21 protein-coding genes and 1 pseudogene are annotated in these 21,941 nt (G+C 72.6%); 4 read left to right on the top strand and 18 right to left on the bottom strand.

Annotated elements, in window-relative coordinates; all coding sequences use genetic code 11:
• Positions 1 to 42: 42 nt before the first annotated feature.
• The 3 genes from AB0L33_RS20315 to AB0L33_RS20305 all read right to left on the bottom strand — a co-directional run bounded on the left by AB0L33_RS20315 (position 43) and on the right by AB0L33_RS20305 (position 3,209).
• Complete coding sequence (locus AB0L33_RS20315; RefSeq protein ID WP_365683529.1) at positions 43 to 1,125, bottom strand: TIGR04222 domain-containing membrane protein; 1,083 nt, start codon at positions 1,123 to 1,125, stop codon at positions 43 to 45.
• Positions 1,041 to 2,333 carry a DUF692 domain-containing protein gene (locus AB0L33_RS20310; protein ID WP_365683276.1) on the bottom strand — a complete coding sequence of 431 codons (1,293 nt, stop codon included), beginning with the start codon at positions 2,331 to 2,333 and terminating at the stop codon, positions 1,041 to 1,043. Before AB0L33_RS20310 ends, AB0L33_RS20315 begins: the two co-directional genes overlap by 85 nt.
• Before the next feature lie 120 nt (positions 2,334 to 2,453).
• Positions 2,454 to 3,209: an aminoacyl-tRNA hydrolase gene (locus AB0L33_RS20305; protein WP_365683274.1), complete on the bottom strand. Its 756-nt coding sequence runs from the start codon at positions 3,207 to 3,209 to the stop codon at positions 2,454 to 2,456.
• A 71-nt stretch (positions 3,210 to 3,280) separates the two neighbouring features.
• Here AB0L33_RS20305 and AB0L33_RS20300 point away from each other — a divergent pair, with 71 nt between their 5' ends.
• From AB0L33_RS20300 to AB0L33_RS20285, 4 genes and pseudogenes are all read left to right on the top strand, one after another.
• The gene (locus AB0L33_RS20300; RefSeq protein ID WP_365683272.1) at positions 3,281 to 3,958 is read left to right on the top strand and encodes an AIM24 family protein; all 678 of its coding nucleotides are present in this window, start codon (positions 3,281 to 3,283) and stop codon (positions 3,956 to 3,958) included.
• A 65-nt stretch (positions 3,959 to 4,023) separates the two neighbouring features.
• A complete protein-coding gene (locus tag AB0L33_RS20295; protein WP_365683270.1) occupies positions 4,024 to 4,905 on the top strand; it encodes an ATP-binding cassette domain-containing protein in 882 nt (293 codons plus the stop codon).
• Positions 4,902 to 5,573, top strand: a complete 672-nt coding sequence (locus AB0L33_RS20290; protein ID WP_365683268.1) for an ABC transporter — start codon at positions 4,902 to 4,904, stop codon at positions 5,571 to 5,573. Before AB0L33_RS20295 ends, AB0L33_RS20290 begins: the two co-directional genes overlap by 4 nt.
• Before the next feature lie 14 nt (positions 5,574 to 5,587).
• A pseudogene (locus AB0L33_RS20285) lies at positions 5,588 to 5,786 on the top strand (hypothetical protein).
• A 6-nt stretch (positions 5,787 to 5,792) separates the two neighbouring features.
• Here the strand turns inward: AB0L33_RS20285 and AB0L33_RS20280 are convergent.
• The 15 genes from AB0L33_RS20280 to zapE form a co-directional block, all read right to left on the bottom strand.
• On the bottom strand, positions 5,793 to 6,641 hold the full coding sequence (locus AB0L33_RS20280) for a polysaccharide deacetylase family protein (RefSeq protein WP_365683266.1): 849 nt from the start codon (positions 6,639 to 6,641) through the stop codon (positions 5,793 to 5,795).
• A gap of 46 nt (positions 6,642 to 6,687) precedes the next feature.
• A complete protein-coding gene (locus tag AB0L33_RS20275; RefSeq protein ID WP_365683264.1) occupies positions 6,688 to 8,115 on the bottom strand; it encodes a DUF6177 family protein in 1,428 nt (475 codons plus the stop codon).
• Positions 8,112 to 8,765, bottom strand: a complete 654-nt coding sequence (locus AB0L33_RS20270; protein ID WP_365683262.1) for a pentapeptide repeat-containing protein — start codon at positions 8,763 to 8,765, stop codon at positions 8,112 to 8,114. The genes AB0L33_RS20275 and AB0L33_RS20270 overlap by 4 nt, the downstream gene beginning before the upstream one ends.
• Complete coding sequence (locus AB0L33_RS20265; protein WP_365683260.1) at positions 8,762 to 9,451, bottom strand: hypothetical protein; 690 nt, start codon at positions 9,449 to 9,451, stop codon at positions 8,762 to 8,764. Before AB0L33_RS20265 ends, AB0L33_RS20270 begins: the two co-directional genes overlap by 4 nt.
• 58 nt (positions 9,452 to 9,509) lie before the next feature.
• Positions 9,510 to 10,154 (bottom strand): hypothetical protein, encoded by a 645-nt coding sequence (locus AB0L33_RS20260; RefSeq protein ID WP_365683258.1) that lies wholly within the window; start codon positions 10,152 to 10,154, stop codon positions 9,510 to 9,512.
• A 15-nt stretch (positions 10,155 to 10,169) separates the two neighbouring features.
• Positions 10,170 to 12,509 (bottom strand): hypothetical protein, encoded by a 2,340-nt coding sequence (locus AB0L33_RS20255; protein WP_365683257.1) that lies wholly within the window; start codon positions 12,507 to 12,509, stop codon positions 10,170 to 10,172.
• Positions 12,506 to 12,895: a DUF6507 family protein gene (locus tag AB0L33_RS20250; protein ID WP_365683254.1), complete on the bottom strand. Its 390-nt coding sequence runs from the start codon at positions 12,893 to 12,895 to the stop codon at positions 12,506 to 12,508. The genes AB0L33_RS20255 and AB0L33_RS20250 overlap by 4 nt, the downstream gene beginning before the upstream one ends.
• 174 nt (positions 12,896 to 13,069) lie before the next feature.
• Complete coding sequence (locus tag AB0L33_RS20245; protein WP_365683252.1) at positions 13,070 to 14,443, bottom strand: alkaline phosphatase PhoX; 1,374 nt, start codon at positions 14,441 to 14,443, stop codon at positions 13,070 to 13,072.
• 92 nt (positions 14,444 to 14,535) lie between these two features.
• A complete protein-coding gene (locus AB0L33_RS20240; RefSeq protein ID WP_365683250.1) occupies positions 14,536 to 16,074 on the bottom strand; it encodes a HAMP domain-containing sensor histidine kinase in 1,539 nt (512 codons plus the stop codon).
• Positions 16,071 to 16,790 carry a response regulator transcription factor gene (locus tag AB0L33_RS20235; protein ID WP_365683248.1) on the bottom strand — a complete coding sequence of 240 codons (720 nt, stop codon included), beginning with the start codon at positions 16,788 to 16,790 and terminating at the stop codon, positions 16,071 to 16,073. The genes AB0L33_RS20240 and AB0L33_RS20235 overlap by 4 nt, the downstream gene beginning before the upstream one ends.
• 134 nt (positions 16,791 to 16,924) lie before the next feature.
• Positions 16,925 to 18,583: a CotH kinase family protein gene (locus tag AB0L33_RS20230; protein ID WP_365683246.1), complete on the bottom strand. Its 1,659-nt coding sequence runs from the start codon at positions 18,581 to 18,583 to the stop codon at positions 16,925 to 16,927.
• The gene (locus tag AB0L33_RS20225; protein ID WP_365683244.1) at positions 18,580 to 19,257 is read right to left on the bottom strand and encodes a DUF4956 domain-containing protein; all 678 of its coding nucleotides are present in this window, start codon (positions 19,255 to 19,257) and stop codon (positions 18,580 to 18,582) included. Before AB0L33_RS20225 ends, AB0L33_RS20230 begins: the two co-directional genes overlap by 4 nt.
• On the bottom strand, positions 19,254 to 20,129 hold the full coding sequence (locus tag AB0L33_RS20220) for a polyphosphate polymerase domain-containing protein (RefSeq protein WP_365683242.1): 876 nt from the start codon (positions 20,127 to 20,129) through the stop codon (positions 19,254 to 19,256). The genes AB0L33_RS20225 and AB0L33_RS20220 overlap by 4 nt, the downstream gene beginning before the upstream one ends.
• A 187-nt stretch (positions 20,130 to 20,316) precedes the next feature.
• Positions 20,317 to 20,742 (bottom strand): OsmC family protein, encoded by a 426-nt coding sequence (locus tag AB0L33_RS20215; RefSeq protein WP_365683240.1) that lies wholly within the window; start codon positions 20,740 to 20,742, stop codon positions 20,317 to 20,319.
• A gap of 91 nt (positions 20,743 to 20,833) precedes the next feature.
• Entirely contained in the window at positions 20,834 to 21,925 is a 1,092-nt protein-coding gene (gene zapE / locus AB0L33_RS20210) for a cell division protein ZapE (protein WP_365683239.1), read from the bottom strand.
• Between the last annotated feature and the right edge of the window lie 16 nt (positions 21,926 to 21,941).

Genomic DNA, 21,941 nt, shown 5'->3' with positions numbered 1-21,941 from the left:
GGCCCGTGGCGCCATAGCTCGTCCAGTAAGTGGACGGCCGTCTCAGGAACTGCTGCCGCAGCTCGATCCGCCACCACAGCTGGAGCCGCCGCCGCAGCTGCTGCCGCCCCCGCAGCTCGATCCACCGCCACAGCTCGATCCGCCGCCCCCGCAGCCGGAACCGCCGCTTCCGCCGCAGCTGCTGCCCGACGAACTGCCGCAGCCGCCGCCCGGGCTCGCCCCCGCACACCACACGGCCGGCGCGACCAGCAGCGCCGAGGAGTCGTGCGTGGTGAACGAGGAGGCGGTGGGCCGGGTCCGGGCGGCCGCGATCAGGTGCGTCCGCAGCTCCGCGTCCGGGACGCCGCGCAGCCCCCGGGTCGCCACCAGGAACCCCGGGTCGGTCCGGTGGGCGTGCGCGGCCCCGAACTCGGCCGCCGCCCTGCGTCCCGCCCGGGTGATCCGGGACCGGGCCACCGCCGCGCAGACCGCCCCGGACACGAAGCCGACGACGACGGCCGGGATCATCGCCACCGCGAACGGGTACGCCCAGCCCGAGCCCTCGTCGTCCGCCATGAACTCGGCGATGGCCAGGCCGATGGTGACCGGGCCCGACGCGAGACACAACAGCATCTGCAGCAGGCCCCAGACGCGCCACTTGGCGTTCGCCCGGGGCGCGGACAGCAGCCCGCGCGCGGCCAGACCGTCCCCGGTCTCCTGCACCGCCGGGTGCCGCATCACGGCCGCCCGCAGCCCCGGCAGCGCCCCGCTCGGCGCGTCCGCCAGCTCGTGCAGCACCGCCCGCTCCACCGGGTCGTACGCGACCGGCCGGAGCACGGCGACGATGCCGGGCCCGCCGACGGTCAGCCTGCCGTCGGCGTGCATGGCGGCCAGCGCGGTGTCGACGACGCGGCCCGGCCCGCCGTTCAGGAACGCCACCTCGGACAGGTCGTGCGCCGGACCGCCCACGCCCCGGCGGGAGCGGGCCAGACCGCAGATCAGCACGGTGGACGAGGCGACCACCAGGAGCGTCAGGAACACGAGCATCCCCTCCATGCCCGTCACCGCCCCACCAGCACGGACCGGGCCACGCGGGCCAGCCGCTTCGCGCGCCCCGGCGGCCGGGGCGCGGCCCGGTCCCGCCACCACCGCGTCAGCCGACGCCGGGCCGCGTCGTCCTCGGGGCGGCCCGCGACGAGCAGGTGCTCGACGAAGTCCAGGGCGTCGCGGCGATACCCCGATGCCATCGGCCGCGCACCGGCGTACGCGAGGAACGCCGCCCGGTAGCCGCTCCCCAGGATCTCCGGCAGCTCGGGCGCCACCTTGGCCACGACGTCCGCGCGCTTGGCGGCCAGGGCGCGGCTCTGCACCCGGAGCCGGCCCGCGTCGAACCCCTCCGGCGCGGGCGTCCCGGCGACCAGGGCGGACAGCAGTGCGGTCTGCGCGACGGCGACACCGTCCCGTACGGACTCCGTGACGGGCCCGGCGGGAGCGGCGGGGGCCGCGGGGACGGCAGGGACCACCGGGGCGTCACCGGCCTTCTCCAGCACCCCTCTGATCGCGTCCAGCTCGCCCGCCAGCTCACCGGGCGGCGGGAACGCGTCGTCGCGCTCCAGCAGCACCCCCGGCGGGTCCACCCGCGACCGCAGTTCCGCCAGCACATCGAGCACCGGGGCGGTCACCGGGTGGGCGTGCGTGTCGTGCCACACGCCGTCCTTCTCGACCCCGCCCGCCACGTGCACGTACGCGATGGCCTCCACCGGCAGCTCGTCCAGCGCGGCCGCCGGGTCCTCGCCCCGGTTCACGTGGTTGGTGTGCAGATTGGCCACGTCGATCAGCAGCCGCACCCCGGTCCGCTCGACCAGCTCCGCCAGGAACTGCCCCTCGGTCAGCTCCTCGCCCGGCCAGGAGACCAGCGCCGCGATGTTCTCCAGCGCCAGCGGCACCGGCAGCGCGTCCTGCGCGATGCGCACGTTCTCGCACAGCACGTCCAGCGCCGCCCGGGTGCGCGGCACCGGCAGCAGGTGCCCCGCCTCGAGCACCGGCGAACCGGTGCGCGCCCCGCCCGCCCGTACGAAGGCGATGTGCTCGGTCACCAGCGGCGCGCCGAGCAGCGTGGCCCGGGCGGCGAGGTCCGCGAGCTTGCCGGGGTCGGGGCGGTCCGCGCCGCCGAGCCCCAGCGAGACGCCGTGCGGCACCACCGTGACCCCGCGCTCCCGCAGCCGTACCAGGGAGTCCGGCAGATGACCGGCGCAGAGGTTCTCCGCGACCGCCTCCACCCAGTCGATCCCCGGCAGCGCCTCCACCTCGTCGGCGATCTCCGGCCGCCAGCCGATCCCGATGCCCAGCCTCATCCCGTCCCCCATGTGCTTCCCCCTCGCTACGTGCAGGGGTGATGGCCCCGGAGCGCGGCCCTGAATCCGCGAGGGGGGACGTTCAGAGCTTCATTTGAGGTTCCGTGCCGCCCGATCCGCTCAGCGGCGGCGGCGCAGGGCGGGGTGGTCGGCGACCACCGTGCACGAGCCCGGTGCGATCTCCGTGAAGCCCGCGTCCCGTACGACCGGCAGGCCGCTCGCTGTCAGCTCCGCCCAGCGGCCCGGCTCGGCCGTCGCCACCGAGAGCGGGAAGCCCGCCTCGCGCCATGCCTTGCGCTCGGTCGCGGTCAGCTCCCACCAGGCGAGCTGCGCCCCGTGTCCGACCTGCGCCATCTCCTTGCCGGCCGACATGCCGAGGTCCGGGTTGAGCCAGAGGACCGGGTGCGCCGGGTCGGGCGCGGCCGGCGGCTCCGGGTCGTCCAGGTCGGTGCCGGAGACCTGGAGCTTGGCCAGCTCCTTCGGCCAGCCGTCCAGGGGCACCGGCGGGAAGACCCGCACCTCCGCCTCCTCGCCCGTCACCGTGATCCCCGGCAGGGCCGACGCCTTGCGCCACTCCGCGCCCCGGGCCCGCCGGACCACCTTGCGGATGCGGGCGTCCTGCCAGTCCCGCATCACCCCCGCCCACTCGCCCTCGCCCACCGACCGCTCGTCGGACAGCATCACGAGCACCGCGCGGGCGGCCGTGCGCAGGGCGTCGGTGCGGGCCGGGGGCGCGGCCTTCTCGATGTGCACCACCAGGGGCAGTACGTACTGAGGTGCTTCGTCCCGGTCCGTCCGCTCGGACTTGAAGGGGCTGTCCACGGGCACGGCGGCCGGCTCGGCGGACGGGGACACGGGGATGTCGTTGCTGCTCACCCGCCCAGTCTGCCAGCCGCCCCGGACACCGTTCTTGGCGGAATGGAGGGCTCCGGGCGAGGATGCCGTCCATGAAGAGCGATCTCTTTTCCAGTGAGCACATGGCGGAGCAGGCGACCGTCCCCGGGATGACGCTGCAGAACGCCAAGTCCATCAAGTATGCGGTCAACGGGGAGATGCACGCCCGTCAGGGATCGATGGTCGCCTTCCGCGGGAACCTCCAGTTCGAGCACAAGAGCCAGGGCATCGGCGGTCTGCTCAAGCGCGCGGTCACCGGCGAGGGACTGCCGCTGATGGCCGTGCGCGGCCAGGGCGAGGCGTGGTTCGCGCACGAGGCCGCGAACTGCTTCATCGTGGAGATGGAGCAGGGCGACGCCCTCACCATCAACGGCCGCAACGTCCTGTGCTTCGACGCGACGCTCTCGTACGAGATAAAGACCGTCAAGGGCGCCGGGATGGCCGGCGGCGGACTCTTCAACAGCGTCTTCACCGGCCACGGCAAGCTGGGCCTGATGTGTGACGGGTATCCCATCGTCATCCCCGTCACCCCGCAGCAGCCGGTCTTCGTCGACACGGACGCCGTCGTCGGCTGGAGCGCCCAGCTGAACACCTCGCTGCACCGCTCGCAGAGCGTCGGCTCGATGATCCGGGGCGGGTCGGGCGAGGCCGTCCAACTGCGCCTGGACGGGCAGGGGTTCGTGATCGTACGGCCCAGCGAGCTCAAGCCCGAGAAGGCGTCGTCCCACTGAGTACCGGTACGGAGGTCCTGCGGCTGCGGGGAGCCGGGCGACGGTACGGCCTCACCGGACCCTGGGTGCTGCGCGGCGTCGACCTCGTCCTGCCCGCGCACTCCCTCGTCCGCGTCGAGGGCGCCAACGGCAGCGGCAAGTCGACCCTGTTGCGGCTGCTGGCCCGGATCGACGCCCCCTCCGAGGGCCGGGTCACGGGCCGGCCGCGCACGGCGTACGTCCCCGAGCGGTTCCCGGCGGCCCTGCCGTTCACGGCCGCCGGATATCTCGTCCACCTCGGCCGCGTCCACGGGCTGGGCGCCGCCGAGGCGGCCGGGCGGGCGGACCGCTGGCTCACCCGGTTCGGCGCCGCCGCGCACGCCCGGACGCCCCTCGGCGAGCTCTCGAAGGGCACCAGCCAGAAGGTCGCCGTCGCCCAGGCGCTCCTCGCCGAACCGGAGCTGCTGGTGCTGGACGAGGCGTGGGCCGGTCTCGACACCGAGGCGCGCGGCGAGCTGGACCGGGCCGTGACGGAACGCGTCGCCGCCGGGGCGACGGTGGTGTACGTCGACCACGACCCGCGCCGGCTGGCGGGCGAGGCCGACGCGGCGTACCGGGTGGAGGGCCTGGGCCTGACCCCCGCCCCGCTCGCGCCCGCCGGGCCTCGTGTACGGATCGAGGCGACGGCCCCGCCGGGGACCCCGCTCCCGCCCGGGCTGCCCGGGGCTCCCGCGTACACCCTGGCCGACGACGGAACGGCCCGGCTCACGGTCCCGGCGGCGCACTCCGACGCCCTGCTCGGCGCGCTGCTGTCGGCCCGGCCGCCCTGGCACATCGGGCGCGTGGCGCCGGTGCGGGGGCCCGGCGCGGACGGCGACGAGGCGGGCGGCGCCGGTGCCGGGGCCCGCCCCGGGCCGGAAACCGCGCCGCACCGCTCACCCACCCCGGACGGGAACCCCGCGCCATGACCGCACTCATCCGCTACCAGGCCGCCCTGCTCGTACGGTCCCAGCGGTGGCTGGCCCCGGTGCTGCTCTACCTGGCCTTCCTCGCCGTCGGCGTCCGCTCCGGACAGCCCGTCCTCGACTCGCTCGGCTACACCGCCGCCGGGACGCTCCCGGTCACCGCCTGGCTGGTGCGGGTCTGCGTCACCCAGGAGCCGCCCGCCGCCCGGGCGGTCGTCGCGGCGGCGGCCGGCGGGCAGCCCCGGGCCCATCTGGCGGCCCTGCTCACCGCGCTGGGCGGCGCCGCGCTGCTGGGCACCGCCGCCACCGCCGTGGTCCTGGCGATCAGCGACCCGGCCAGTACGGACCATGCGGTGCGGGTGCCCCTGGCGCCCGCCGGGGCCGCCGGAATCCTCGCCACCGCGTCCTGCGTGCTGCTGGGCGCGGCGGCCGGGGCGCTGTGCAGCAGGCCGCTGCTGCACGGGCGCGGCTGGTCCGTCGCGGCGACGGCGCTCGTGGCGCTGCTGGCGCTCGTCACGGCCGGGTCGCCCGCGAAGTACGCGGTGACGGGCCTGGTCACCGGCTCGCTGACCGGTACGGTCCGGGTCCCGGTGCTGCCCCTGCTCGGGGCCGCCGCCGTGGCGGCCGCCACCTTCGCGCTCGTCTGCCGGCTCGCTTCCGTACGGAGCTGAGTAGGCTCGCACGTATGACTGAGGAATCGGAGCCCTATTGCGAGACGCCGCCCGCCGGGGCCACGGCGTCGCGGGAGCGGGCCGAGGGCCCTCCGTACGCCGAGTGCGTGCTGTGCCGGGAAGCCGACCGAATACGCCGAGTCGGTCAAGGGGATCACGCTGTGCCCGGTGTGCGAGTGGCAGGAGGCCCAGCGCACGGCCTGCTCGGGGTGAGGCGGGTCAGCCGGCGGCCATCAGCTCGGACACCCGGACGAAGCGGTAGCCGCGCTTCCGCAGCTCCGGCACGATCTGGCGGACCGCCTCGGCGGTGACCGGTGCCGCGCTGCGCGTGCAGTGCATGACGACGAGCGAACCGGCCCGCACCCCGTCGAGCACCTGCTCCGCGACGGCGTGCGCGTCCGTCGCGAAGGCGTCGCCGCTGACGACGTCCCACTGCACCGCGGTCACCTTCTCCGGCCCGAGGGCGCGCAGCGTGTCGTCGTCGTAACAGCCGCCGGGGAAGCGGAAGTACGGCACCACGTTCCGGGCGCCGGTCGCCCGGATCGCCCCGAAGGCCCGTTGGACCTCCTCCCGCACCGCGCCCTTCTCGACCGTCGGCAGCCCGTAGCACGGTGTGGTGAACGCGTAGTGGCTGTAGGAGTGGTTGCCGATCTCGAAGAGGGGGTCGGTGCCGATGGAGCGCGCCTGGTCCGGGTACTCCTCGGCCCACCGCCCGGTCATGAACACCGTCGCGGGCACCTTCAGACGGCGCAGCAGGGCGATCAGTTCCGGGTTGTCGAAGTGTTCCCCGGCCGCCGCGCGCGGTCCCTCGTCGGCCGTCATGTCGGCGTCGAAGCTCAGCGCGACGACCTTCGCGGCGCGCTGCGGCCCGCGCGTGAAGACGGGGGTCAGCCCGCCGGGGCCGGGGGCCATGACGGGCGGCTTCGCGGCGGGCTTCTCCGTGGGCTTCCCGGCGACGGGGGAGGCCGACGGCCGTTCGACGGCGGTACGGGGCTGGGCCTGGCCACAGCCGACGAGTACCGCGCCCAGCGCACCCAGAACGGCTACTTTGTGCGTAAATCTGATCATTTCCGGACGCTAGCCGATCGTCCGGAGGCCCCGTGGGGCCGGCACGCTAGACCGGCGGCGCCCCACGCAGATGGCGCATCAGCTGTTCCAGGGCCGCCCAGCTCTCGGCGGTCTCGCCGTCGCCGAGCGGGTAGTAGTAGCCCGGCCGGCCGCCGGGACCCAGCCGCACCGGCGCCTCCTTGAGCGGGGTCCGGGCCGCGGTGTCGAGGCCCACCTCGGTCACCTCGGCCGAGCCGAGCGCGAAGGCGTGGGGGAGCGGCGGCCGTTCGAAGCGGGGCGGGGCGTTCAGATCGCGGCGGCCCTCGCCCAGCTGGCACAGCATGGTCCGCAGCCCGTGCCGGGTCACCAGCTCGTCGGCGAGCCCCGGCAGCGCGTCCAGGGGCGGCGCCTCGTCGGAGCCGTAACCGAGGACGAGGGTGATGTCCTCCTCCACGCCCTCCGGCGTCCGGCTCACCTGGAGGGTGGCGACGGCGGGGCGGTCCGGGCTGCCCACGGCCACCAGCCAGGTGGGCCGGGGCGCGCGCTCGTACGCCAGGTCGGTCAGCCGCCGCCGCGACCAGGTGAGCCCCGCGGGCTCCGACGTCCCCCAGCCGGCCGGGGGCGCACCGGTCAGCGCCTCCCAGGCGGCCTCCAGGGCGCCGCCGAGCACCAGGTCGGCGGTGGGGCGGTGCACGGTCCGGAGCGACAGGACGAGCTGCCGCTCGCCGGTGGGCCCGGCCTCCGTGAACGCCTCCGCGACGGGGGTCTGCCCGTCCTCCCGCCGGTCCGGTGCGAACGCGTCGTCCTGCCAGCGCAGTACGGCACCGGTCAGCCCGTCGTAGTAGCCGCAGCGCTCGTCCTGGACGACCCAGCGGGAGGAGGTGGACTGGAGCAGCAGCCGCGTCGGCAGGGAGAGCGTGCAGTGCGGCGGGGTGACGATCTGGAGCGACCGCTCGCTCTCCACGGTGGCCCGCAGCGCCTCCGTCAGCCAGCTCGTCATGGGGACGACCGGGCGGTCCTGCATGACGACGGCCGCCTTGTCGGTGAGCATGTCGACGGCGGGCTGCGCGGCGGCGGGGGAGGGCACGGCCGTGATGCCCGAGACGTCGACGGGGCTGGCCGCGCCGGTGGTGCCGGGGACGTCGGCGGGCCACACCTTGCCGCCCAGCAGCATGGTCAGCCGCGCGGCGAAGGCTCCGGCCAGCTCCTCGGCCCGGGACACCCCGGCGGCGGCCCGCGCCTCGACCCACCACCAGGGCCCGTCCCCCTCCGGCGCGGCCTCGGCCCCGAGCAGCCGCACGGCTTCCCCGGGCACCTGGATCAACAACGGCACCTCGACGGACACGAGCGGCCGTCCCTCGTCGTCGCACAACTGCACGACGGCCCCCTCCCCGGCGCTCCCGACGCGCAGATCGGGCCCACCGGCGAGCAACCCGGCCAGCACACTGAGCGAGTCGGGCATGCGCTTGGTGAGTGCGACGACGTCCTGGGTCATGCGGGGGTCCTTCGGGTGTGGTGGGGTTCGAGTACGCGGACCTGACCGCCGCGCGCGCCGAGCCATGCTTCCAGGTCCGCGCCGCCCAGCTGCCGGGGGCCCTCGCCGCCGACGACCGTGACCGGGCCGAAGACCGTGCCGGTGAGGCCGCGTACGAGCGTGGTGTCGTCCACGGTGACCTTGAACGTGTTCTGGAACAGGACGGCGTCCGTCAGGTCCGCGCCCCGCAGGTCCACGTCGTACAGCGAGGCGCCCATGATGCGCGTTCCGCGCAAGCTCGCCCCCGAGGCGTCGACGTCGTGGAGTGACGCCTTGACCATGTCGGCCCCGTCGAGCCGGGCGGAACGGAGCACGGCCCGGTCGAGCTTCGCCCGGACGAGGTCGGCGCCGGCCAGATTCGCCCCGGTCAGGTCCGCCCCGCTGAGGTCCGCACGGTAGATGGACGCCGACTCGCATCCCACGCCCGTCAGCACGGCGTCGCTGAGCCACGCGCCGGTGAAGTCGCCGTCCGCGAGACCGGCGCCCCGGAAGTCGTGCCCCACCCCGTACAGGGCGTAACTCGTGTCGTCGAGCCATTCCCGGAGCTGGGCGGCGGCCGCCGCGTCGGCGGGAAACGCGGCCGGTCGCCACGGGACCGGTTCCTCCGTCACCGGGAGTCGCCCAACGCGTCGTGGACTTCCGTCCGTACGCGCTCGTCGCCGACCGTCATGAGGTATTCGCCGAACTCCCGCATCTCCGGCCCCTCGGCCCGGTGGACGATGGTGACGGCGTGCTTCAGCGTGCGGGGCGAGGCGCTGACCCGCAGCACGCTCATGGCCAGTTCGACGGACAGGGGCCCGTCGACCGGGGTGACGGCGCAGGCCAGGTCCACGAGTTGGGTGGCCAGATCGAACCGCTGTTTCTTACCGGCGGCCAGGGCGCGCACGCCACGGCCGACGGCTTCCTTGATCTCGCCGAGCGCTGCCCTGACGGTGGCGCTGTCGATCAGTTCACCGAGCCGGTCCTCGAAGTACTGCGTGTCGGCGAGCCGGATGAGCGCGCGGAACGCCTCTTCGCGCAGCGCCGCCGTGCCCTTCTCCTCGACCTCGTAGTGGCTCACGTCCACGGCCAGCGCCAGCTGCGAGAACGTGCTGTCCACGGAGAATTTCCGGTCGATCGAGTAGTCGTACCAGGGGGTGCCATCCGGGTCACCGGCCGCCCGGATCACCGCGTCGAACCCGGCCGCCTCGCCCTCTTCGGTCAGATCCCGGCACGCCAGAAACCGTTCCATGGGCGGGGCACCGGGGTCGTTCATCACACGGATGAGCCCGGCGACGCGGTCGCGTTCCTGGTTCAATCGGTTTTCTTCCTCGAACTAACCCGGGGCATCGGCTGTTCCGGCGCATCGCCGGCGATCAGCCGACCGCCGTGTCGGTGAGGTCCGGTCCTCGGCCGTCGACGAGGTCGGGCGCCGCCAGTTCGTACCCCTTGGCGTGTCCGTAATACGTCGGCTCCCCGGGCTCCGGCTCGACGCCGAGCACCGTCGCGATTTCCTCCAGTGCCGACGTGAGTCGAGGGGCATTGGCCGCGTGGATGGCAGGGTGGGGCTCGCCCCGGAAATCGCACGGGCTCCAGATGTCGTGGTGCACGGAAATCTCGGCCGAAGGGCCGATTTCGTCCGGGGAAACCATCAACTCGACGAGACGGTGCTCCGTTTGAGCCGTTCCCTTCGCGTCGAACCATGCTCCGGAGCCCAGTACGAGGATTCCGCCCATTTCGGCCTGCGGGTGCCCGGCGGGCCGGCAGTCGCGGAGTGCCTCCGGCAGAAGCGGGTCGTCGAGCGAAAGTCCGACGAGATCCAGTCGGCTGTGGATGCCCAGGCCGCCCCGACCGACCTGGAACCAGCTCCATTCGAGGGCGTCCGGATCGAGGAGGCGGTGCTGCCGGAGGACGGCACCCACTCGTCCCGCCGTCAGCAGTGCGGATTCCAGACCCGGCTCCACCACGTCGTCCAGGTCCCAGAACCACGAGCCGCTCTCTCGGGGCGCGCGCGTCAGCATAACGATCGAACTTCCTTAAGGTTTGGCGGCGTTGGTCGGATAAATGGTGACGGAGCCGTCCTTGAACTTTAGCTCGAACGAGGCGTTGGTGCGATCGGCGGCCCGCTGGACCGCTCGGATTTCGCGCTCCGTGAGCTCGTTCCTGAATCCCTTGATGTCGAGAATTCCGACCTTGACGTCCACCCCGGCACCGGCGAGCTGCTTGTCCGCGATCTTCTTGACCGCCGACGTGATGCCCTTGACGCTGTCGACATCCTTGAGCTGCGCGCCGTACTCGATGCGGCCGTCGGTGCGGACCAGCACGTCGAGGTCGAGCTTCTTGTCCGGGAGTTTCAGCTCGAACTCGATGTTCTTTATTCCCTTGGCCTGCAATTCCGCCGCGTGTTCCATGGCCTGGTGCACTGCCGGAATCATGTCCCCCTGCTTCACCTGGAAAAGGAGGCCCTTGGGGTCCTTGAACATCGGCACGTCCGCGAAGCGGCCACTCGCGATGTAGTCGGCGACAGCCGCCCCGTATTCCGACTTCCGCAGCTGCGTCAGCATGCGGGCCTGGTCGACCGGAGGAACCTTCAGATCCTTGAGTGCGTCCGTGACGGCGGCTTCCTTGTCGGGGGACATCACGCCACTCGGCTGCTGTGCCGTGTGATCACCCTCCAGAACGACGCCCGGCTCGCGCTCCGGCGTCCCGGAACCGCCCTCCGGACCGTTGCCCGTGCCACCGCCCTCGCCGGAGCCCGGTCCATCGGTGTCGCCGCCACCGGGTGTCTCGTGGTGGCCGCCCTGGCCTGTCGGCTCGTGGCTTCCGTGTCCGCCCGGCCCGTGTCCGCCGCCCCCGGGACCAGTGTGCGACACGGACTCGCCCCCGCCCGACCCCGTCGGACGCTCCGTCACGTGCCCGCCCGTCGACGGCGTCGTGTGGTGCGTGGTCCCCTCCGGCGAGGAGTGCGGCGGCTTGGCCGAGTTCTCCACGTGTCCCGGCCCGCCCGCGCCCTCCAGCACCTTCTCCCGGTCCGGGACGCGCTCGTGCGTGTCCGGGAGCTCGTTCTTGTGCGGCTCCGGGACCGGCTCGGTGTCCGGTACGGGGTTGCCGTGCTCGTCGCGGATGACGCCGTCCTCGCCGACGACGCGCGGGTTGCCCTGGTGGTCGGTGTAGTGGAGGCCCGGGGTCTCGGTCGTCGGGTGCGGGGCCGTGCCGGACGGTGCCGTACGGGCCATGTCGTCCACGCCCGTGGAGCTCGTCCGCAGACTGTCCATCAGGTCGCCGACCTTGATCTTGGTGACGCCCGCCGCCTTGCCGAGATAGCTCATCGGGTCGACCAGCGCGCCCGCCTTGCCCGCCACCGACGCCGCGTCCGCGACCACGCCCAGCTTGCCGGCCTTGCCCAGCTTCAGCAGGGAACCGGAACCGATGGTCACCACGTTGAACAGCACCGTGCCGAAGGCGCGTGACGGGTCGTGGCCCCACTCGTCCCAGGCGACCAGCGACTTGCCGAAGTTGCGCAGGGCCGCCTTCTGGCGGTCGCTGTCGCTGTGGTCCACCGGGCCGAACATCTTGTCCATCGCCCAGTCGTACGGCGTCATGATGTACGCGCTGATGCCGCCGAAGACGTCACCGATGCCCGACCAGGTCTTCTTGAAGTTGTCCCAGTCGAAGACGTTGACCATGCTGCCGAGGCCCTTGATCGTGCCCCAGACCCCGTCCACGAAGAAGCCCTTCAGCGCCCCGCCGACGTTGTCCTTCGTCCACTCCCACGCGGCCCGCAGTCCGGTGTACTCGCGCTCGTCGACCGTGCCCCACGGCGTCTCACCGGCGTCCTTGACGTCGTCCGCCTTGAAGCCGTACATCCCGGCCTTGTGCGAACCGTCGTCCACGACGAAGTGCGTCCCGCCCACCAGCGCCGTGATCTTGTTGGCCGCGTCCCGCTCGGCGCCCTGGAAGGCCACCCACGTCGTGCCCACCTCGTGGACCAGACGGGCGTTCTCGTCGATCTTGTCCTGGTCCTGCTGCCAGTCGTCGTCGTCCCTGTTCTCCGCGACGAACCTCGCCGCGTCCTCCCGGAGCCGGTTCATCTTCGCGACCAGCGGCCGGGCCGCCGTCGCGAACCCGGAGAGCGCCCCGCTCACCGACTCCAGCTTGTCGGCGAACGCGTCCGCCTTGTCCCGTACCGGAATCGTGGAGTCGAGCAACTCCTCCTGCTCCGGGGCGTCATAGACCGGGTCCAGCGCCTGGAAGGCCGTGTGCACGTCCTTGCCCGTGGTCCGGATGTCGGAGGCGGTCGTCTTCAGCTTGGACGCGTGCTTCTCCAGGGCCTCCAGATTGCCGGTGAAGAAGGGGATCTTCGCCAGGTCGATCACTTCTTGGGCCCCTTCCCCTTCAGCTCCTCGGGGGTCGGCGCCTTGGAGTACTGCTCCTGCTTGTTCTTGGCCATGTCCAGGTCGCCCGCGAGGTACGCCTCAGTGGCGAGCCGCGCCCCCGTCATGGACTTCGCCGCCCGGACCGGCAGGAACTTGAGGTCGTTGAGCGTGTGCTGCTGGAACTCCTGCAACGCCTGGGCCACCGGCCCGAACGCGCCCCCGGCCGGAATCTCGGTGCCGCCCAGGACCATCGTGCCCGCCGAGGTCGCCGACCCCACCAGACCGTTGTTGTACGACGTGAACTCCGTCTGGAACTCGCGGCCCACCTCGGCGGTGTTCTTCAGGACCCGACGAACGCCGTCGGGGTCGATGTCCCACTTGGTCACGGTGCCCCCCCCCGTTGAGAATCTCTTCCGCTGAGCGTCGAGGCGACCGGTGCGCCGAAGCACGGGCGCACCGAAGCGCACCCGGCCATCCTGCACCGCACACCCGGATGGATCAAACCCGATGTTGCCGTATGCAAAGACGCGGCGGGGTGCGCCGTGGTTCCGCCCGGTCCGTCAGCGCCACGGACCGGTGACCGCGAACGTGGTGCCCGGTGTGTAGACGTTCACGTACATCGTCCCGTAATCCGGTGCGAACGTGACGCCCGCGAACTCGCCCCACTCCGGGGCCTCGGCGGTCCCGATGTTCTGCCGCCCCCGGGCCATCGGGTACACCTCGCCGCGCCGGGTCAGGCCGAACACGTGCTGGGCGCCGCCGCCGTCCTCACAGACCATCAGGCCGCCGCCGGGGGCCAGGGTGATGTTGTCGGGGGACTCGCCGGGCAGCTGGAGGTCGGTGTCCGGGCCGAAGACGATGACCAGGGTCAGCCGGCGCGCCCGCGGGTCGTAGCGCCAGACCTGCCCGTAGTGGTCCGCCGCCGAGCCCTCGGCGCGGTACGCGAAGCTGGAGACGAAGTAGACGCACGAACCACCCCAGTAGCAGCCCTCCAGCTTCTGGCCGTGCGTGATGCCCTTGCGGCCGAAGTCCTGGAAGCGGATGGGGGTTTCGACGGCCTGCGGGTCCGGTACGGGCACCCACTCCACGCCCTCGAACACCGTCCCGGTCTCCCGCACCGCCGAGAGGTCCGGCACGCCGGGCACCCGCATGGCCTCCAGCCGGCCGCCCGCGCGCAGCGAACCCGTACCGCCCAGCGGCTTTTCCGGCAGGAAGCGGTAGAACAGCCCGAACGGCTTGTCGAACGCGTCCTCCGTCTCGTACACCGTCCCGTCGCGCGGGTCGATCGCCACGGCCTCGTGCTGGAAGCGGCCCATCGCGGTCAGCGGCACGGCGCCGGTGCGGCGCGGGTCGGCACCGTCCACCTCGAAGACGTAGCCGTGGTCCTTGGTGTACCCGTTGGTGCCGGCCCGGTCCTCGGTCTCCTCGCAGGTCAGCCAGGTGTTCCACGGGGTGCGCCCGCCCGCGCAGTTCACCGCCGTGCCGGCGATGGCGACGCGCTCGGACAGCACGCGGTTGTTCCCGTCGAGCTCCAGGGCCGTACAGCCGCCCTTGCCCATCGGGTCGTACGTCAGCCCCTCGACCGCCGGTACGGGAATCGCGGCGTCCACCCGGTTCTCGTGGTTGCGGACCAGCCGTACGTGCCCGCCCCGGCCGCCGAACGCGGCCATGCCGTCGCAGTGGCTCGGCACCCGCCCCTCGCCGGAGCGGAGCCGGTCGCCCTCCCGGGACAGCACCCGGTAGTGGAAGCCCTCGGGCAGGTCGAGCAGGCCGGCCGGGTCCGGCACCAGCGGGCCGTAGCCCTCGTGACCGCGTGCGGCGGAGCTGCCCGCGAAGAGTTCCGTGAACGCGCCGGTGAAGGCGATCGAGACCGCGGCGGCGCTCGCCGCCAGAACGTTTCGCCGGGACGCGAGGGGGCGGGGTGCGACTGACATGGGCGAACTCCCTGCTGGGGTACAGGTGGCATGGCTTCGTCAAGAAACGGTCTGCCCGTACGAGGCCGTCGGTGAACGTTGGCACGCCCGGCTCAGCCATCGGCCCCGACGCTCCGGGGCAGCAGCAGCCGGAACGTCGAACCCTCGCCCGGCCGGGTGTCGAGTTCGAGCCGCCCGCCGTGCGCCCCGGCGATGGTGGCCGCGATCGACAGACCGAGCCCGGACCCGGGTTCGGTGCCCGCCCGGTCCGCCGACGGCCCCCGGTAGAACCGTTCGAAGACCTGCCGCGCCGCTTCGGCCGCCAGTCCCGGCCCGTCGTCCGCGACCTCCACCACGCACGCCGGAGTCCCAGCGGGCAGCGTGGCCGTCGCGCCGTAGCGGCCGGGCCGGTCGGTGCCGCCCGTGTCCGGGCCGGTGCGCACCGCGCCGACCCGGACCTCCACGCGCGTGCCGGACGGGGTGTGCACGCAGGCGTTGGCCAGCAGATTCCCGATGACCTGGGACAGCTGGTGGGCGTCGCCCAGCGCCTCCACCACGTCCAGCGCCGAGCCGTCGCTCCCGCCCCCGCCCCCGCCCAGCGGTGCCAGCCGCACGTCGCGGCCCGGATGCGCGACGACGGCCGCGCCGACCCCGTCCGCCGCGAGCGACAGCAGGTCCACGGTCTCGTGGTGCGCCACGGGGGCGTATCCCAGCTTGGCCAGCAGGAAGAGGTCGTCCACGAGCCGGCTCATCCGCTCCGCGTTCCGGGCGATCAGCGCATGGGCCTCGCGACGCCGGGCGGCGGGCAGGCGCGGCTGCTCCACGAGGAGTTCGGCGAACCCCTGGATCGAGGTGAGCGGGGTGCGCAGTTCGTGGCCCGCGTCCGCCATGAAGCGCCGCAGCCGCTGCTCGGACGCGTCCTTGCGGTGCAGAGCCGCCCGGACCTGGCCGAGCATCGTGTTGAACGCGAGCCCGAGCCGCCCGGTCTCGGTGCGCGGGTCGGTGTCCGTGACGGTCAGGGCCGACTCGCCGCCGGTGATCCGCAGGGCGGTCCGCTCCATCCGGGCCAGCGGGCGCAGCCCCAGGCGCACGGCGGCGCTGCCGAGCAGCCCGACCCCGGCCGCCGTGGCGACGCCGATCGCGAGGCTGAACCACAGCAGCTTCGACGTGGCCCCCTCCACCGTGCCGAGGGGCAGCGCGACGACGACGCGCCGCCCGTCCGGAGCCGTGTCGGCGACCACCCGCCAGGCCGAACCGCCGTCCTCGTCCGGCACGGTGGCGGGACGGCCGGCCTCCAGGGCGAGGCCGGAAGCGGAGGCGGGCAGCCGGGGGCGGCCGGTGCCGGTGCCGAGCGAGTCGGGCCGGAGCCGCCCGTCGGAGTCGTAGAAGAAGACCCGGAAGTCGGACGGCAGCACGTCCTCGCGGGGCACCGGCGCGGGGACGTTCGGCAGCCGGCCGTGGGCGGGGGCGTACGCGGCCGGGGGCGGCGGGCGGAACGCGGTGAGCCGGTGGTCGATCTGGGCCGTCAGCCAGGACCGCATGACCGCGAGCCCCGCCGCCTGCGAGACCAGCACGGCCGCGGTGGCCAGGACGGCCGAGATCAGCACCAGCCGGGTCCGCACCGAGCGGGGCCGGTGCGGCAGGAACCTCACGGCGCGTCCTCGCGGGGCAGCCGCAGGCAGTAGCCCACGCCGCGCACGGTGTGGATCAGCGGCCGGTCCGCGCGGTCGATCTTGCGGCGCAGGTTCTTGATGTACGTGTCCACGATGCGGGTGTCCCCGGAGAAGCCGTAGCTCCACACGTCCAGCAGGATGTCCTGCTTCTCCAGCACCTTCCCGGCCTGCGACATCAGGCACACCAGCAGCCGGAATTCGGTGGGGGACAGCTTCACCGGCTCCCCGGCCCGGTGCACGGTGTGCCGCTCGCGGTCGACGCTCAGGTCCGCGTACCGCAGCGGCGGCTGCTCGGCCGGCGGGCGTGACGCGCCCCCGGTGCGGCGCAGGATGGCCCGGATGCGCAGCAGGATCTCCTGGATGTGGAACGGCTTGGTGACGTAGTCGTCGCCGCCCGAGCTGAGCCCGATGATGCGGTCCTCGATGTCCGTGCGCGCGGTCAGGAACAGCACCGGGGTGTAGTCGCCCCGGGACCGCAGCTCCCGCGTCACGGCGAAGCCGTCCGTGTCCGGCAGCATCACGTCGAGGACGACCAGGTCCGGCCGGCAGCGGTCGACCTCGGCCACCCCGTCCCGGCCGCTCGCCGCGGAGGCGACGCGGAAACCTGCCGCGGTCAGCGCGGAGGTGAGCAGGGTACGGATGCTCGGGTCGTCCTCGACGACCAGCACGGTGTGCCGGGCGGACCGGTCTCCCATCGGAAGGATCACCTCACGGCTCTGCGGGCACGGTCCGGGCGGCGCCGTGCGGCGCGATGCTACGGACCGAACTTGTGCGGGTTCACAGGAACGGCGGCGCGCCCCGGCGGGGGGGCCGGGGCGCGCCGCACGGGTCAGCCCGACACCTCCTTGTCCTTCGCCAGGGCCGCCGTGCGCTCGGTGACCGTCGTGCGCAGGGTGCCGACCGCGCTCTCGACGTCCTTCGCGGCGACACCGGCCCGGGTGGCCTGCTCCGCGAGGTCGTCCAGGGTCTTCGTGGCCTTGCCGGAGGCGTAGAACTTCTCGTAGAGGTCCTGGTACGCCTTCTTGTAGACCGCGTCGAAGGCGTCGAGCTTCAGGAAGCGCTCCTTCAGCGCGTGCCCGGACCGCATGCCGCCGCCCTTGCCCGCGTCACCGCCCGGCGCGCCGGGCAGGTCGCCGAAGTCGGGCATCTCCGCGCCCTCGGGCAGCTCCGGCATCCCTTCCGGCATCCCCTCGGGCATGCCGCCGCCGGGGCCGCCGTCCTGGCCGCCGGTGCCTCCGGGGCGGCCGCCCATGCCGCCGCCCATGCTCATCTCGTCGTCCGGCCCCGCCGTCGCGTCCCCGCTGAAGGTGAGGTTGTAGTCCCAGCCGAGCACCGAGAACTTCTTGCTGTTCAGGTCGTACCCGAGGAGATAGTTCTTTCCCGGGCCCGCCATGTCGTCGAAGTTCATCAGCAGGTTCTGCGTGGCGACGTAGTGGGCGAACGAGTCGACGTCGACGTGCTTGTCGAGGTCGGCCGCGAACTCCTCGTCGGAGGACTTCTCGACCCACTCGGCCAGCTTCATCACCGGTTCGAGGTCCTGGCTGCCGACCTTGTTGAGCTGCCGGAACGACGTCTCGTACTTCGAGGGGTCGTCCCCTTGGTAGTCGAACGTGCCGCCGGCCCGGGCCTTGTAGACCACGGACTCGCCCTCGACCGCCTCCGCGTATTCGGTGTCGGGGTTCTCGACCATGAGCCGCACGGCCGTCGGCCGGTTGTTGACCTTCAGCGTGGTGAAGCCGTACCGCTCGGCCGGTTCCCCGGTGCCGTCGATCAGCGAGAGCGCCAGCGCCTCGTTGAAGGGGACCTGGGCGTTGCTCCCCGGCCGCAGTGAGATCTCCCGCTCGCCCTGGTAGGCGCGGCCCTCCACGTACTCATCGATCTTGATGAGCCAGGGCAGTTCCTCGGGCTTGCCGGCGGACAGGTCGTACTGCGTCATCCCGCCACCGCGCCCACCGGCACCACCCCCGGGAGCCTGACCGCCACCGGGGGCGCCCCCGCCCTGCCCGGCACGCCGACCCGCACCCCCGGCGGGCATCCCGTCGCCACCCGGCATCTGGCCGCCGCCCGGCATCCCGCCCCGGTTGCCGCGCAGGGACATCAGGGTCGAGTTGCCCTTCAGCCGGATGCCGACGTCCTGGAGGTAGACGCCGTCGATCGTCAGGTCGGCCGGGATGGAGTCCTTCGTGCCGTCCTTCTTGAACTCCTTCATCATCTTGTCGAAGTCGGTCTGCTCGTACTCCAGTTGTATGGAGTGCTTCACCGACGTGTCGTACAGGCCGACCGTGCCCTTCACGTCATCCGTGATCGTGTCCGCCTCCACCCGCGAGGCGGAGGTGACGTACGGGGATACCCGGGCGTCGCCGAACGCGTAGAGCATCACGGCGAGCCCCGCGCACAGCGCCCCGGCGGGCTTCCAGTGGTGCCGCAGGCGCACGGGTACGCGGTCGCGCAGCCGTCGCCCGCGGGGCGTGCCGTCGACGGTGCTCACAGGTCGGTGGTGTCGTAACCGGTCAGGACCGTCACGCGCTGGCCGGAGGTGCGCTCCTGGAGCGCGGTGACCAGGTCGCCGGGCTCGGTGCCCTTCTTCATCCGGACCGTGTAGAACACCTCGTTCAGCGCCCCGCCCCGGATCGTCTCCGTGGAGACCAGCTCGAACTCGGTCGTGTACTTGATCAGCACGTCACGGATGCCCGGGGTGTAGTCCTCGCCCGCCGGGACCTGGACCTTGACCACTTGGCGCTGCACGTTCAGCGCGAACCAGTCGAACTTGTGCATGATCACGACGACCGCGCAGATCACCACCGCGCCGACCGCGGCCAGCGTGTAGAACCGGGCACCGCAGGCCATGCCGATCGCCATGGCGAGGAAGATGAACCCGACGTCCCGGGTCTCCTTGACCGCGTTCCGGAACCGGACCACGGACAACGCGCCGACCAGGGAGAACGCCCGGGCCAGGTTGGACCCGACGACGAGCATGATCAGGGCGACGATCATGCCGACGATGACCAGGGTCTGGACGTAGGACTGGCTGTACGACACGTTCCGGTGGGTGTACCGGTAGACGTAACCGATGACCGTGCTCAGGACGAAGGACAGCGCCATCGCCACGACGACGTCGGCGACGCTGAACGTCCCGCTGAGTTCCTGCAGATCGAAATTCACTGTGCTCCTGCTTTCACCGGCGACTCCTGTGCCGGCAGCCGCGTGTCGAGGGGGGTGGCGGGCGGCGGACAGTCCGCCTCGTGCAGATGGAAGGCGGACCGGGGCGCCAGCCCGAACGCCTCGATGGACTGGACGTACTTGGAGACCCGGATGAGGCTCAGGTTGCGGCGGGCCGCGAGGTCGGTGATCCAGTGCGGGGTGCGCTCGTTGACCTTGATCTCCATCACCGACATGTGCGGCGGCACGGTGAACCGGTTCTCCGGATTCGCCTGCCCGAAGTGGAAGTCGCGGTCGCGGCCCCGGATGCGCCGGTCGAAGGTGACCCGGAGCCCGGTGTCGGCGGCGCGCCCGACCAGCGCCTCGCGCTGGTAGCCGGTCATCGCGGTGGGCCTGAGGTTCAGCCGTACGACCAGGTCGAGCACCTCGTGGACGAACGCGCGCTCCTTGGGGGAGTGCTCCACCAGCTCACGTGCGTCGCAGAGTTGACGGGCCGTCGCGTACGGCAGGGTGATGCGCCGCTTCTGGGTGACCCGGTTGACGCGCTGCTTGATCTCGACGCAGACCGGCGACTCGTCCGTCACCCCGGCCGGGTCGCCGTAGTGCCTGATGCGCAGCTTGCGGCGGAACTTCAGGCCCTCGATCTTCTCCCAGTAGAACCGCAGCTCGGGGGAGTCGTAGTACAGGCTCCACACCCCGTACCCGCCGACCGGGCTGTTCAGGTCGCGGTCCATCCGCTCGCCGAGCTCGTCGCGCAGTTCGGCGGCCCGCTCGACGGGGACCAGGTACTTCAGCTCGTATCTGTTGAAGGCGTGCAGCCTGCTCGCCACATGCAGCGGTGGGGGGTCGTCCGTGGCCGTGTCGGGTTGCGACACCGTGCGCCTCCTTCGTTGTCCGTGCCGGACCGGCCGGCCCGCGACACGCAACCAACGAGGGATGAGGAAGCGATGAGAAACCCGGGTGGATTGAAGGAGGATTCAAGATGGCCGGAAGGTGAACACGGCCGGTGCGAAAACGCCTGTGTCCCCGGGCGGACGGCCCGGGGACACAGCGGGGAGCGGATCAGGCGAGCGAAGCGCTCAGCGTGATCGTGGTGCCCGAAAGCGCCTGGCTGACCGGGCAGTTGGCCTTGGCGTCCTCAGCCGCCTTGACGAAACCGGCCTCGTCGAGACCGGGCACGGTGCCCACCACGGTGAGGTGGATGCCGGTGATGCCGGTGCCCGGCTGGAAGGTGACGTCGGCCTTGGTCTCCAGCCGGGCCGGCGGGGTGCCGGCGCCGCTCAGGCCGTGCGAGAGGGCCATCGAGAAGCAGCTGGAGTGGGCCGCGGCGATCAGCTCCTCCGGGCTGGTCTTCCCGTTCGCCTGCTCGGCGCGGGACGGCCAGGAGACCGGGAACTCGCCGACGCCCGAGGAATCGAGGGTGACGAGGCCCTTCCCCTCGGCCAGGTTGCCTTCCCATTCCGTGTGGGCGGTACGCGTGGTAGCCATGCTGGGTCCCTTCAAGCGGTGTGCGCGGTGGTACGGGACGGCGGCGCACATCCTCGTGCGCCGTCGGCATTACGTCCTTACGCCCCCGAACCTACTGCGCCACCAGCCCCTTCGCGTCCCGCGCCAGGGCAGTGAGCCGGGAGATCGCCCGGAAATACTTCTTCCGGTACCCGCCGTTCAGCATCTCGTCGCTGAACAGCTTGTCGAAGGGCAGCCCGGCCGCGAGGACCGGTACCTCCCGGTCGTACAGCCGGTCGGCGAGGACCACGAGCCGCAGCGCGGTCGACTGGTCGGGCACCGCCCGCACCTCGGTCAGGCACACCGCCCTGACGCCGTCCGTCAGCGCGCCGTACCGGCTCGGGTGGACGCGGGCCAGGTGGTCGAGCAGCGCCGGGAAGTCGTCCAGGCTGGCGCCCGGCGTGGCGTACGCGGCCTTGGTGACCTGCTCGTCCGAGAACGGCGGCGGGGCCTCGGGCAGACCCCGGTGGCGGTAGTCCTCGCCGTCGATGCGCAGCGGGCGGAAGTGCGCGGACAGGCCCTGGATCTCGCGCAGGAAGTCGGCGGCGGCGAACCGGCCCTCGCCGAGCTTGCCGGGCAGCGTGTTGGAGGTCGCGGCCAGCGCCACGCCCTCCTCGACCAGCCGGCTGAGCAGCGAGGACACCAGCACGGTGTCGCCCGGGTCGTCCAGCTCGAATTCGTCGATGCACAGCAGCCGGTGCCCGCTCAGCGTCCGCACGGTCTGCTGGAAGCCCAGCGCGCCCACCAGGTTCGTCAGCTCCACGAAGGTGCCGAAAGCTTTCAGCGAGGGCGCGGCCGGGGTCGCGTGCCAGAGCGAGGCCAGCAGATGGGTCTTGCCGACCCCGTACCCGCCGTCGAGGTACACCCCGCGCGGCCCCGAGGGCGCGGCCGTCTTCCGGCCGAACCACTTGCGCTTGCCCGCGCCCGTGGCGTGCGCCCCGCCGAGCCCGGCGGCGAAGTCGCTCAGCACCCGGACCGCCTCGGTCTGGCTCGGCTGGTTCGGGTCGGGTACGTACGTATCGAAGCGCACCGAGTCGAAGCGCGGCGGCGGCACCATCTCGGCGACCAGGCGGTCGGCGGGGACGTGCGGCTCGCGGGCGCACAGGGACAGCGGGGCCGCTTCGGCTATGGGGCTGGACCCCGGCGCGGCGTGGGAGGACGACACAACCGTCAAGCTTACG

Origin of the sequence: Streptomyces sp. NPDC052299 (genome assembly GCF_040679335.1) — a bacterium.
Lineage (GTDB): Bacteria > Actinomycetota > Actinomycetes > Streptomycetales > Streptomycetaceae > Streptomyces.
Note: the sequence above shows the minus strand (reverse complement) of the source record. Positions and strands in the feature narration are given on the sequence as shown.

Excerpts from the sequence above, each read along its gene's own strand:
- AB0L33_RS20275 (WP_365683264.1), bottom strand. The coding sequence starts at position 8,115 with ATGACCCAGGACGTCGTCGCACTCACCAAGCGCATGCCCGACTCGCTC.
- AB0L33_RS20300 (WP_365683272.1), top strand. The coding sequence starts at position 3,281 with ATGAAGAGCGATCTCTTTTCCAGTGAGCACATGGCGGAGCAGGCGACC.
- AB0L33_RS20260 (WP_365683258.1), bottom strand. The coding sequence starts at position 10,154 with ATGCTGACGCGCGCGCCCCGAGAGAGCGGCTCGTGGTTCTGGGACCTG.
- AB0L33_RS20310 (WP_365683276.1), bottom strand. The coding sequence starts at position 2,333 with ATGAGGCTGGGCATCGGGATCGGCTGGCGGCCGGAGATCGCCGACGAG.
- AB0L33_RS20280 (WP_365683266.1), bottom strand. The coding sequence starts at position 6,641 with ATGATCAGATTTACGCACAAAGTAGCCGTTCTGGGTGCGCTGGGCGCG.
- AB0L33_RS20245 (WP_365683252.1), bottom strand. The coding sequence starts at position 14,443 with ATGTCAGTCGCACCCCGCCCCCTCGCGTCCCGGCGAAACGTTCTGGCG.
- AB0L33_RS20235 (WP_365683248.1), bottom strand. The coding sequence starts at position 16,790 with ATGGGAGACCGGTCCGCCCGGCACACCGTGCTGGTCGTCGAGGACGAC.
- AB0L33_RS20215 (WP_365683240.1), bottom strand. The coding sequence starts at position 20,742 with ATGGCTACCACGCGTACCGCCCACACGGAATGGGAAGGCAACCTGGCC.
- AB0L33_RS20290 (WP_365683268.1), top strand. The coding sequence starts at position 4,902 with ATGACCGCACTCATCCGCTACCAGGCCGCCCTGCTCGTACGGTCCCAG.